At 41.0% G+C, this 12,166-nt stretch carries 14 protein-coding genes; 10 read left to right on the top strand and 4 right to left on the bottom strand.

All coding sequences use genetic code 11. The features are described from left to right. The first annotated feature begins 6 nt into the window (after positions 1-6). Together nrdF and ABZM97_RS09500 are read left to right on the top strand one after the other, a co-directional pair. On the top strand, positions 7-996 hold the full coding sequence (gene nrdF, locus ABZM97_RS09495) for a class 1b ribonucleoside-diphosphate reductase subunit beta (RefSeq protein ID WP_253269113.1): 990 nt from the start codon (positions 7-9) through the stop codon (positions 994-996). A gap of 49 nt (positions 997-1,045) precedes the next feature. Continuing rightward, positions 1,046-1,666 (top strand): hypothetical protein, encoded by a 621-nt coding sequence (locus tag ABZM97_RS09500; protein WP_253269114.1) that lies wholly within the window; start codon positions 1,046-1,048, stop codon positions 1,664-1,666. A gap of 63 nt (positions 1,667-1,729) precedes the next feature. Here the strand turns inward: ABZM97_RS09500 and ABZM97_RS09505 are convergent, their stop codons facing one another. Continuing rightward, a complete protein-coding gene (locus tag ABZM97_RS09505) occupies positions 1,730-2,497 on the bottom strand; it encodes an N-acetylmuramoyl-L-alanine amidase (RefSeq protein ID WP_202327651.1) in 768 nt (255 codons plus the stop codon). A gap of 801 nt (positions 2,498-3,298) precedes the next feature. Here ABZM97_RS09505 and spoVK point away from each other — a divergent pair. The 5 genes from spoVK to glnA all read left to right on the top strand — a co-directional run bounded on the left by spoVK (position 3,299) and on the right by glnA (position 8,855). After that, positions 3,299-4,267: a stage V sporulation protein K gene (spoVK, locus tag ABZM97_RS09510; protein WP_148961936.1), complete on the top strand. Its 969-nt coding sequence runs from the start codon at positions 3,299-3,301 to the stop codon at positions 4,265-4,267. A 132-nt stretch (positions 4,268-4,399) separates the two neighbouring features. Further along, positions 4,400-5,662 (top strand): GTPase HflX, encoded by a 1,263-nt coding sequence (gene hflX / locus ABZM97_RS09515; protein ID WP_367387408.1) that lies wholly within the window; start codon positions 4,400-4,402, stop codon positions 5,660-5,662. 17 nt (positions 5,663-5,679) lie between these two features. Further along, the gene (locus ABZM97_RS09520; protein ID WP_367387409.1) at positions 5,680-6,945 is read left to right on the top strand and encodes an aminotransferase class I/II-fold pyridoxal phosphate-dependent enzyme; all 1,266 of its coding nucleotides are present in this window, start codon (positions 5,680-5,682) and stop codon (positions 6,943-6,945) included. A 109-nt stretch (positions 6,946-7,054) separates the two neighbouring features. Continuing rightward, a complete protein-coding gene (gene glnR, locus ABZM97_RS09525) occupies positions 7,055-7,462 on the top strand; it encodes a transcriptional repressor GlnR (protein ID WP_003238341.1) in 408 nt (135 codons plus the stop codon). A 58-nt stretch (positions 7,463-7,520) separates the two neighbouring features. Further along, a complete protein-coding gene (gene glnA / locus ABZM97_RS09530; protein WP_087991491.1) occupies positions 7,521-8,855 on the top strand; it encodes a type I glutamate--ammonia ligase in 1,335 nt (444 codons plus the stop codon). A gap of 118 nt (positions 8,856-8,973) precedes the next feature. Here the strand turns inward: glnA and ABZM97_RS09535 are convergent, their stop codons facing one another. From ABZM97_RS09535 to ABZM97_RS09545, 3 genes are read right to left on the bottom strand one after another with little or no spacing between them, the layout of a single operon-like run. Further along, positions 8,974-10,119 (bottom strand): tyrosine-type recombinase/integrase, encoded by a 1,146-nt coding sequence (locus tag ABZM97_RS09535; protein WP_367387410.1) that lies wholly within the window; start codon positions 10,117-10,119, stop codon positions 8,974-8,976. Between the two features lie 48 nt (positions 10,120-10,167). After that, entirely contained in the window at positions 10,168-10,638 is a 471-nt protein-coding gene (locus tag ABZM97_RS09540; protein WP_367387411.1) for an ImmA/IrrE family metallo-endopeptidase, read from the bottom strand. Positions 10,639-10,645: 7 nt separating this feature from the next. After that, the gene (locus ABZM97_RS09545) at positions 10,646-11,011 is read right to left on the bottom strand and encodes a helix-turn-helix domain-containing protein (RefSeq protein WP_367387412.1); all 366 of its coding nucleotides are present in this window, start codon (positions 11,009-11,011) and stop codon (positions 10,646-10,648) included. Positions 11,012-11,187: 176 nt separating this feature from the next. Here ABZM97_RS09545 and ABZM97_RS09550 point away from each other — a divergent pair, with 176 nt between their 5' ends. From ABZM97_RS09550 to ABZM97_RS09560, 3 genes are all read left to right on the top strand, one after another. Continuing rightward, positions 11,188-11,433, top strand: a complete 246-nt coding sequence (locus ABZM97_RS09550) for an XRE family transcriptional regulator (protein WP_367387413.1) — start codon at positions 11,188-11,190, stop codon at positions 11,431-11,433. A gap of 14 nt (positions 11,434-11,447) precedes the next feature. Next, the gene (locus tag ABZM97_RS09555; protein ID WP_367387414.1) at positions 11,448-11,717 is read left to right on the top strand and encodes a group-specific protein; all 270 of its coding nucleotides are present in this window, start codon (positions 11,448-11,450) and stop codon (positions 11,715-11,717) included. Between the two features lie 196 nt (positions 11,718-11,913). Continuing rightward, positions 11,914-12,075 (top strand): hypothetical protein, encoded by a 162-nt coding sequence (locus ABZM97_RS09560; protein ID WP_367387415.1) that lies wholly within the window; start codon positions 11,914-11,916, stop codon positions 12,073-12,075. Positions 12,076-12,166: the final 91 nt, after the last annotated feature.

Genomic DNA, 12,166 nt, shown 5'->3' on the forward strand with positions numbered 1-12,166 from the left:
TTTATAGTGACGAAAATTTATGACGCAGCAAACTGGTCAAAGCATGAAGACGATTTTACCCAAATGTTCTATAACCAAAACGTGAAACAGTTCTGGCTTCCGGAAGAGATTGCTTTAAACGGCGATCTCCTCACATGGAAGTACCTCGGGAAAAACGAGCAGGACACTTATATGAAGGTACTGGCCGGACTGACTCTTCTTGATACAGAGCAGGGGAATACGGGAATGCCGATCGTGGCTGAACACGTAGACGGCCACCAGCGGAAAGCGGTGCTGAACTTTATGGCGATGATGGAGAACGCTGTCCATGCGAAGTCGTACTCTAATATTTTCATGACCCTGGCACCGACTGAAACGATTAATGAAGTATTCGAATGGGTTAAGCAAAATAAATATTTGCAGAAAAAAGCGCACGTCATCGTCGGACTTTACAAAGCCATTCAAAAAGATGATGAGATTTCACTATTCAAAGCGATGGTTGCTTCCGTCTATTTGGAAAGCTTCCTCTTCTACAGCGGTTTCTATTATCCGTTATATTTCTACGGACAAGGAAAGCTGATGCAGAGCGGTGAAATCATTAACCTGATCCTTCGTGATGAAGCGATTCACGGCGTTTATGTGGGTCTGCTTGCTCAGGAAATTTATAATAAGCAGACAGAAGAGAAAAAAGCAGAGCTTCGCGAGTTTGCGATCAACCTTCTGGATGAGTTATATGAAAATGAGCTTGAGTATACAGAGGACTTGTACGATCAAGTTGGACTCTCACACGATGTAAAGAAATTCATCCGCTATAATGCCAATAAAGCGCTGATGAACCTTGGATTCGATCCATACTTTGAAGAGGAAGACATTAACCCGATCGTTTTAAATGGATTAAATACAAAAACAAAATCACATGACTTCTTCTCTATGAAGGGTAACGGTTATAAAAAAGCGACAGTTGAGCCGCTCAAAGACGATGACTTTTATTTTGGAGATGAAAAAGAGCAGATCTAATATCTGCTCTTTTCGGCTTGAAGGTACAAATGAGGAGGACGCAGTAATCATGGGAAAAATGGACGAAATAATATTGGTCGCCCCGCGCGATGACGTGTTTAAGAAAGAAAGCTTAACCTTCCAGGGTGTGAACAGTGAAGATAGCAGAGTAGCAGAAATCATGGCTCAGATCGAAGCGGGCTATCGTGAAATGAGAAGGGGAGATGCAGAAGAAGATCCTCATTATAAGCAGCCGATTCCTTATGTCGTCATTAAGCGGGAAGATGAAGTTTTCCTTTACGAGCGGCTGGCCGGCGGTGGAGAATCACGCCTGCACAATAAACTTTCTCTCGGCTTTGGAGGTCATATGAACTCCATTGAAGGAGCAGCCTCATTTGCAGAAGTCTTAAAGCTGAACACAGACCGTGAGCTTGACGAAGAACTGCAAATCAATGAAGAGGATAAACAGGCGATTGTCACTCTGGGGCTCATCAATGATGATGAGAACAGTGTCGGCAAAGTGCATATCGGTATTCTGTCTGCGCTTCAATTAAAGTCTGGTTCACAAGTGGAAGTCAAAGAGAAAGAGCAAATTGCGGGAAAATGGATGAAAGTCTCTGAATTAAAACGGGACGACATCTATAACCGTCTGGAAACATGGTCCCAATTTGTTGTTGATATTCTTGAATAATAGAACCCGGTTTCTCGTGATGAGGAGCCGGGGTTTTTTATGAGACGCTCGTCCGCCTCTCGATTATGATTCTAGAATGACAATCGCGTCAAAGCCGGCATTTTTCGCTCTAGTGGCAAGGGCGTCTGCATTGGCTTTGGATAAAAATGCGCCAATCTGTACTTTGTATAATCCGTCCTTTAAAAGGACAATCGTGTCAAAGCCTTTAGCTTCGACACTGCTTGCGAGTGAGTCCGCATTCGCTTTTACTTTAAATGCGCCGGCCTGAACCTTATATAAGCCTGAACTGGAGGTCTTTTTAAGCTTAAAGGCTTGCTCCAATCCGTTTGCATGGCCTCTCGCTAAGCTTTGAATAAAGCTGCTTGTTTTCAGCTTATTCGCATCCGCTACGGTATCAATGAACCCGTTCTCAGTCAATAGGGCAGGCATTGCCGACTCCCTTAGGACGTGGAAGTTTGCTGTTTTTTTGCCGCGGTCTGCAAAGTTGACAGCTTGTATCACTTCAGAGTGAATCGCAGATTGGTAAATCGTCGTCGGGGCCCCCACACCCGGGTAAATATAGCTTTCAAAACCTGTGCCTCCCCCGGCATTAATGTGAATGGACAAAAAGAAATCTGCACCCCAGTTATTTGCAGCATTGGTCCGATCGCTTAAGCTGACATATTGGTCGCTTGTCCGGCTCAGCAGCAAAGAAACGCCTTCATACTCATTTGTCAATATCGTACGCAAAGCTAAAGCGATTTGCAGGGTTAACGTTTTTTCTTGAAGGCCATTTCCTGTTGCGCCTGGATCAGAGCCGCCATGGCCAGCGTCAATAAAAATTTTAACCATTCTCTATCACCTCATTACAGGATATGAAAAAACACGACTTCTGCTTGTACGATTATCATTCGTCTGAAAAATAAGGAAATAACCCTTTCACATGCGGAAATTATTTCTCGGGAAAGCGCACAATTCAACATGAAGCGACAGCAGATTCTCTCTGAATGAAAAATGTGAAAAAATCATTTGTTTGTGAGTATTAGTATGATGGGGGCGGCTTGATTTCCGCTGATTCCATCTGGTCTTCGGCTTTGCATCAGGTATTTGAAACGTAAATGAATGCGCAGAGCTCCTATATGCTGAGAAGAAAAAGGGAAGGAAAACGTGTCGCTGAAGACATCTCTTTATTAATAGAAGAAAAAGAAATATCTCGGGTATCTTAGGCCGAATGAGGGCGTCAAATTAACCGAGTTTTGGCTTGGTTCCTGTTCAAAACCGAAAGCGCTATTCTAAACAGGGTGCGCGAAGGAGCTCTGGTGGGCTCTTCAGCTGACAAATTTGTTTGAGCTGTTAAAAGCGATATAGGAAATGTCCCTCAAGGGATGATAGAAACCTGATATTGAGTAAATAGTGATAATGAGGTTTATCTGTCAAAGGCATATCTCCGGTGTTCCTTACAAAATTGTTAAAAACAAAATCTCTTGGTTTGTCCACCCCATGTCCTTGAATACAATAAGAAATAAAGTATTTCTCGGGAAAGCGCAAGATTCCTTATCATTCCCGATAAAAGCAATTGTTTCGACACATGATAGGCGTTTGTCACAAAGGGCATCCGCTTGAATATCATATAGAGAGAACAGAGAGGTGAAAATGTTGGAGCGCGCTGTGACATATAAAAACAACGGACAGATCAACATTATTCTTAACGGACAAAAGCAGGTGCTGACGAATGCTGAGGCAGAGGCGGAATATCAAGCTGCATTGCAAAAAAACGAAGCGAAGCACGGTATTTTAAAGGAAATGGAAAAAGAGATGAGCACGTTGGTTGGGATGGAGGAAATGAAGCGTAACATCAAGGAAATATACGCTTGGATTTTTGTAAACCAAAAACGCGCGGAGCAAGGCTTGAAGGTGGGGAAGCAAGCGCTGCACATGATGTTTAAAGGAAATCCGGGAACAGGAAAAACGACGGTTGCTCGGCTGATCGGCAGGCTGTTCTTTGAAATGAATGTCTTGTCAAAAGGCCACTTGATAGAAGCAGAGCGGGCTGATCTGGTCGGGGAATATATCGGCCACACCGCCCAAAAGACGAGAGATTTAATCAAAAAATCATTAGGAGGCATTTTGTTTATAGACGAAGCTTACTCGCTGGCAAGAGGCGGCGAAAAGGACTTTGGGAAAGAAGCGATCGATACGCTCGTCAAGCATATGGAAGATAAACAGCATGAGTTTATTTTGATCCTCGCCGGATATTCTCGGGAGATGGATCATTTTCTCTCATTAAATCCCGGTCTCCAATCAAGATTTCCCATCTCCATTGATTTTCCGGATTATTCTGTCACCCAGCTCATGGAGATAGCGAAACGAATGATCGCAGAAAGAGAATACCAGCTCAGTCAAGAAGCGGAATGGAAATTGAAAGATTACTTAATGACAGTGAAAAGCACAACAAGTCCCATTAAATTCAGCAATGGCCGTTTTGTCAGAAATGTGATCGAAAAATCGATCAGAGCGCAAGCCATGAGGCTTTTAATGGGCGATCAATACTTAAAGAGCGACTTGATGACCATTAAAAGCCAAGATCTCTCCATTAAAGAAGAAGCGTCTGGCTCTGTATAGACCTCTCAGTTTTCGAGAGGTCTGTTTTTTGCTGTATTTCTAACTTTTCAAAGCAGTCGATTTGTGGTATACACATGCAGGGTTTGGTATGATAATACTACTGCCCAATATGCAAAAGAAAGGAACATCCATTTGAACGAACAGGAAACAAGACAGGAAAAAGCCATTTTAGTCGGATGTCAGCTGCCGCATATCACGGATGAGCATTTTGAAAATTCTATGGAAGAGCTTGCATCTCTGACAAAAACAGCAGACGGAACCGTATTGACCAGCGTCACTCAAAAAAGGAACAGGGCTGACGCCGCTACATATATAGGAAAAGGAAAGGTAGAAGAGCTGAAGGCATTGGTGGAAGAGCTTGAAGCTGATCTCCTTATTTTTAATGATGAGCTGTCGCCAAGTCAATTGAAGTCATTGGCAACTGCAATTGAAGTGAAAATGATTGACCGCACGCAATTGATATTAGATATTTTCGCAAAGCGGGCGAGAACGAGAGAAGGCAAACTCCAGATTGAACTGGCTCAGCTGCAATATGCACTTCCGCGTCTGACGGGGCAAGGAATTAATCTTTCCCGGCAAGGCGGAGGAATCGGGGCGAGAGGTCCCGGGGAAACAAAACTGGAAACCGACCGCCGCCATATCAGAAATCGTATCCATGAAATCAACACACAGCTCTCGACTGTCACTCGCCATAGAAGCCGATACCGTGAAAGAAGAAAGAAAAATGGCGTGCTTCAAATTGCGCTTGTCGGATACACAAACGCGGGGAAATCTACATGGTTCAACCGCTTGACAAGTGCAGACAGCTATGAAGAAGACCTTCTGTTTGCCACACTGGACCCGATGACCAGAAAAATGGTGCTGCCAAGCGGCTACAGCGTACTTCTGTCAGATACAGTAGGATTTATTCAGGATCTTCCGACGACACTGATTGCTGCATTTCGGTCAACACTTGAGGAAGTCAAAGAAGCGGATTTGATCCTGCATTTGATTGATTCCTCAAATGAGGATTACCCGGGACACGAAAAAACGGTGCTTCGGTTGCTTGAGGAACTTGAAGCCGATGGCATCCCGATGCTGACGGCTTACAATAAACGTGATCAAAAGCTGCCTGATTTTATTCCGACGGCCGGGAGAGATCACATTATGGTCAGTGCGAAATTTGAGGAAGACGCTTATACGTTTAAAGAAGCGATTCAGCGCTATTTGCGCCAAGAGCTGTTAACGTCTTTTGAAGCACGTGTGCCGGCAAGTGAAGGGAAGCTTCTTTCCAGAATCAAATCGGAAACGATGGTTGACCGGTTCTGCTTTGATGAAGAAAATGAACGGTACGACATATCAGGTTATGTACAAGAAGAGCAAAGCATCATTGGTGAATTAAAGAAGTATATGTAGGAAGGAAATACAAAAACATGTTTGACACATTAACACACGGAGAATTATTGAAAAAAACGGCAATGGAAGTGGAGGCGGACATTGCCGGCGTTCATAAACAAATAGAAGAAATCAGTGAGCGCAATGAATGGAGAGTGCTTCAAAGCTATAGAAAACACAAAGTAAGCGACACTCATTTCACGCCGTCTACTGGATACGGCTATGATGATATCGGAAGAGATACGCTTGAAAGCATTTATGCGGATGTGTTTGGCGGAGAAGCGGGATTGGTAAGACCGCAAATTATCTCAGGCACACACGCCATTTCGATTGCTCTTTTCGGTGTTCTCAGACCGGGGGACGAGCTCCTTTATATAACGGGCAAGCCATATGATACGCTAGAAGAAATTGTGGGCGTCAGAGGCGGAGAAAACGCTGGATCATTAAAGGATTTTCAAATCGGCTACAATGCGGTTGATCTGACGGAAGACGGTAAAATAGACTATGATGCAGTCGCCGCTGCGATCAATCCGAAGACGAAAGTAATCGGCATTCAGCGCTCAAAGGGATATGCGAATCGTCCTTCTTTCTTAATCAGTGAAATAAAAGAAATGATCCGTTTCGTAAAAGAAATCAATGAAAACCTGATCGTATTTGTGGACAATTGTTACGGTGAATTTGTAGAAGAGCTTGAGCCTTGCCATGTCGGAGCCGATCTGATGGCGGGATCTCTCATTAAAAATCCCGGCGGAGGCCTTGCGAAAACAGGAGGCTATCTCGTCGGAAAAGCGAAATGGATTGAAGCTTGCTCATACCGTATGACGTCACCGGGCATCGGCAGGGAAGCAGGGGCATCTCTTTATTCGCTCCAAGAAATGTATCAAGGCTTCTTTTTGGCGCCTCACGTTGTGTCGCAAAGTTTAAAGGGAGCGGTGTTTACCGCAAGGTTCCTAGAAAAACTAAGCTTTACTTCAAACCCGAAATGGGATGCGAAAAGAACGGATTTGATTCAATCTGTTGAGTTTTCTGACAGAGAAAAAATGATTGCCTTTTGCCAGGCGATTCAATATGCCTCACCGATCAATGCGCACGTTACGCCTTATCCGGCCTACATGCCGGGATATGAAGATGATGTCATTATGGCAGCAGGCACATTTATCCAAGGAGCAAGCATCGAATTATCAGCAGATGGCCCTATCCGCCCGCCGTATGTAGCGTATGTTCAGGGAGGATTAACCTATTCTCATGTGAAGAATGCCATCTGCAGTGCAGTGGATTCACTCATGGAAAAGAAATTAATTTAAATTTTTTAAAAATTTCACTGAATTTGATGTTAAGAATCCTTACATCTTATTGACACAAAATATAACATCACCTATAATGAAACTAAGTTAAGAAAAGGAGGAAATTGAGATGAGTGATAATATTCGCCGCTCAATGCCTTTATTTCCAATAGGAATTGTCATGCAGTTAACTGAGTTATCAGCAAGACAAATTCGATATTATGAGGAAAATGGACTGATATTTCCAGCGAGAAGCGAAGGGAATAGACGATTATTTTCGTTCCATGATGTAGATAAACTGTTAGAAATCAAGCACCTGATAGAACAAGGTGTAAACATGGCAGGGATTAAACAAATTCTGGCGAAAGCAGAAGCCGAACCAGAGCAAAAACAAAACGAGAAGACGAAAAAACCAATGAAACATGATCTGTCCGATGACGAACTGAGACAGCTCCTGAAAAACGAGCTCATGCAAGCCGGCCGTTTTCAACGAGGGAATACATTCCGCCAAGGCGACATGTCCCGCTTCTTTCATTAATCCGTTAGCAACTGTTTTGCTATATACATTTACCTTTTAAGAGGAGGAGTTTTACGAAATGGCAAAGTACACTAGAGAAGATATCGTAAAATTAGTCAAAGAAGAAAACGTGAAGTATATCCGTCTTCAGTTTACTGACATTCTTGGAACAATCAAGAACGTTGAAATTCCTGTAAGCCAGCTTGAAAAAGCGCTTGATAATAAAGTCATGTTTGACGGTTCTTCTATTGAAGGATTCGTTCGCATCGAAGAGTCAGACATGTACCTGTATCCAGATCTGAATACATTTGTTATCTTCCCATGGACAGCTGAAAAAGGTAAAGTAGCACGTTTCATCTGTGATATCTACAATCCGGATGGTACACCTTTCGAAGGTGACCCGCGAAACAATTTAAAACGGATTCTGAAAGAAATGGAAGACCTCGGCTTCAGTGATTTCAACCTCGGACCTGAGCCTGAATTCTTCTTATTCAAATTAGACGAAAAAGGCGAGCCGACGCTTGAACTAAACGACAAAGGCGGATATTTCGACTTGGCTCCAACTGACTTGGGAGAAAACTGCCGCCGTGATATCGTACTTGAGCTTGAAGAGATGGGCTTTGAAATCGAAGCGTCTCACCATGAAGTTGCGCCTGGCCAGCACGAAATCGACTTTAAATATGCTGGTGCTGTCCGCTCTTGTGACGACATCCAAACGTTTAAACTAGTTGTCAAAACAATTGCCCGCAAACACGGTCTGCATGCGACATTTATGCCAAAACCGTTGTTCGGTGTGAACGGTTCCGGTATGCACTGCAATCTATCACTCTTCAAAGATGGCGTTAACTCATTCTATGACGAAAACGCTGATCTTCAGTTAAGTGAAACAGCGAAACACTTCATTGCAGGTATCGTGAAGCACGCAACAAGCTTTACAGCAGTAACAAACCCGACTGTGAACTCTTACAAACGTCTTGTCCCTGGCTATGAAGCACCTTGCTACGTAGCATGGAGCGCGCAAAACAGAAGCCCGCTTATCCGTATCCCGGCTTCCCGCGGCATCAGCACACGTGTTGAAGTACGCAGCGTAGACCCAGCTGCTAACCCGTACCTTGCACTCAGCGTATTGCTTGCTGCAGGCTTAGACGGAATCAAAAACAAACTGGAAGCGCCAGCTCCAATCGACCGCAACATCTACGTGATGAACAAAGAAGAGCGCATGGAAAACGGAATCGTCGACCTTCCAGCAACACTTGCGGAAGCGCTAGAAGAATTCAAATCAAACGAAGTCATGGTCAAAGCGCTAGGCGAGCACCTATTCGAACATTTCATCGAGTCAAAAGAAATCGAATGGGATATGTTCCGCACGCAAGTTCATCCTTGGGAACGCGAACAGTATATGTCTCAGTATTAATCTCTCAATCCCTTGGCACTATTAGTGTCAGGGGATTTTTTGGTTATTTAACAATTTTAATAACTTAATATAAATCATACACCACCCACAAAACACCCACAAAAAAAACAATAAAAAATTACTCCATAATTGTGGAGATATAATCTTCGTACTTATTCATTGAATCCCTATCAATCTTTTTGCTGATGTGTGAGTAAACATCTGATGTCACTTGAATACTTTTATGGCCCAGTCGTTCTTGTACATATTTCATTGATGCACCTGATTCAAGGAGCAAAACAGCATGTGTGTCACGAAGGGCATGAATAGGAAGTTTATCTAATCCAGCTTTATTTAGTATTCGGACAAAAGCATTGAACAAGGACGATTTAGGTAAATGTGAACCATCTTTGCGAGTGAAGACTAAGTTAAGGTCATGGTGATAGATCTCATTAAGTTGAAGTTTATCTTCGTTTTGTCGTTTTCTTAGTTCGTGAAGCTCATTAACCAATCTTTGATCAATAGTAATAATACGCCTAGATGTATAAGTCTTAGGGTCACCAAATAGTTCATCTTTTGAAGCTGCTTTAAAATCTAGAGTTTTAGCAATTGAGATGTTTTTATTTTTTAAATCAATATCTGACCACTGTAAAGCAGCGGCCTCACCTTTACGCATGCCGGTATTTAAGAGCGTTTTAAAGAAGATATAGTACATATAACCATATTCATAAGCTACACGTAAAAAAAGCGGTATGTCATCACTATTGATAAACTCCATATTATATTCTCGTTTTTTACTTGTTTTAATCTCTATGCCATAACAAGGATTTTTTTCGAGCTTTCCTAATAATACTGCTTTCTCCATTGCATTTCTCATTGTTCCATGGATAATTTCGACCGTTCGTTTACTATATTTTTGTTCGCAAAGGTGGTTGATAAATTTTTGGTAGAGGATAGGTTTTATGTCTTTAATATCAATGTCTTTGAAGTACGGAATGATATGATTATTTATATTTCGTTTATGTAATTCAAAAGTGTTTTTGCGCACTGACCCTAATTTATATTCTTTTAACCAGTCTTGCAGATAATTTTTAAGATAGTAGGGGTGATTATCTAATTCAAGATCATTAAAAATTCGTTTTTCTGTTTCAGCTGCAGCCAATTGAGCCTCTTTTTTTGTAGAAAAACCACGCTTGGACTTTTCTTTAAATTTTTGATTGATAGGATCTTTGTAACGTATCCTGTATTCCCAAGTTCCGTTTGAATGCTTGCGAAAACTTGCCATATTTCAATACCTCCAATAGAATATACGTTCGATTTTCAGGTAAATTTTTTATACTTGAAAGGTTTCAAACATTTCGATTACGCCTAATGGTTGAAAGCAGATTGTTAATCCGTTTACCTCTTTATATAATCCATACTCTTCAATATATCTTTTAAGGGCTTCTTCTAAAAATTTTTCAGTTACGTTTAAAAACTCAGCCAGCTCGTAACGATTTTTGACACCTGATTTATGTGCTTGAATGATTTTGTTTAGGGGTACTAATTTTCTGTAAGCCCAGTTTCTTGCTCTCAATTCTTGTTTCCTGTTTTGAACAGTTGTTTGGTCAAGAATATGTCCAGCCGTTGTATAATGGTGGCCTAATTCTTCAGCTAGAATGACTCTTTTTTCTGTATTAGATAACTTTTTGTTTATCCAAATGATACCATCTGCATATAAACCTTTTATACCTCGACTAAGTTTTTGTTCGTATATTGATACGGCTGCTTTTTCTGATTCAATTAAAAGATTCTCATAACTCATTTGCAGACTACTCCTGATTGTTTTTTCTTTTTGATTTAACAAATTCTTTAAAACGACGAATTTCTTCTAATTCCTCTTCTGTCCAGCCTTCTTCGTCATGATGTGCTGCGATTGTTTCTATATTTCCTTGTTTTTTTAATGGTTTAACTTCCATTTCAGATATACCAACTAAATAATCAGATGAGACATTAAAATAATCTGCAAGAATGCGGACCACTTCCATCTTTGGATCGGATTGTCCGTTCTCATACCTAGAAATCATACTTTTACTGATATTTGTTTCATATTTCTTATTCAACTCTATGACCAGCTCATTTATACTCTGTTTGTTCTTGTCCCGTAACGATTTCAACCTTTCACCAAATACGTTCATTCTTTTATCTTCTCCTATTCGATATTCCTCGTATGGGAATATTTTATATTATATGTTCCTTAAATGCAACAAATAATCCAAAAATGATTCCTAAAAAGGAACTTTTTTTGTTGACACAGGAAATAAAGTGTTTTATATTTGAGTTGTTCCTAAAAAGGAACGAAGGGGGTGAGAAGTTGGAAACAAGAAATAGACATCCATACAATAAAATCAAAGCTTACTTTGTAGAGAATGAAATAAAACACAAAGATGTGGCTGTTCTTTTAGAGGTAAAGCCAAATACTATTAGTAAAAAGCTAAATGGATTTGGTGGAGATTTTTCTTTGGAGGAAGCAAAAAAAATGCATTTTCATTTTGGCGTACCAATCGCCTATTTTTTTGAACCTGTTGTTCCTAAAAAGGAACGAGCGCTTATATCATAAGGAGGTGGTTAGTTTTGTTCTCTGTTCAAGTAAATGAGGAAGAAATAAAGCAGCTTTGTATTCAAAAAATCGAAGAAGCGTTGAATGAGGTTAGAGACTCATACACTTTTTGGGATATGAAAGAGTTGAGCAGGCAAACAAATATGAGCCTGAATTTCATCAAAGAAACCTTTTTTTATGATGAAAGATTCCCGAAATTTCGCGTAGGTAAGAAATGGCTGTTTCCTGAAAAGCAATGCAAAGAGTTCTTACTCAAATGGCTCTCAGAGCAACCAAGAAATTAGAACAGAAGGGAGTAGAGGAATTATGAGAATCAAGCCGCGCGAATGGCTCGCACTCAGCGAAGAAGATCGTTTTAGAAAAATTCATCAAGCTTCATGTAAATAAAAAAGCCGCCTTTGCCGAGGCGACCCATTGTAAAACAAATAACGCCGCAATTATAACATGCGGATAAAAAATATCAAATTGGAGGTTTTTTAAATGGAAGTTGAAAAAGAAGCTGCTCTCAATAATTTAGTAACACTAATTTGCAAAGAAAGTGAAAAACACGGTTTCACCTTAAGAGAGTTAGAGCGTATCCCGCCAATTATTAAGAAATTTTATTTTGATAACGCTGTTCCTTTTAAGTATGGGAGGGACTAATTGTCCCTCGGGAGTTATCCAGTATGACATTCATTACAACAGTAATAACAACCATCAAAGTTGTATTTGCCAGTTTCGCGTTTCACTCGGT

This window comes from Bacillus vallismortis (assembly GCF_040784915.1).
GTDB classification, from domain to species: domain Bacteria; phylum Bacillota; class Bacilli; order Bacillales; family Bacillaceae; genus Bacillus; species Bacillus subtilis_G.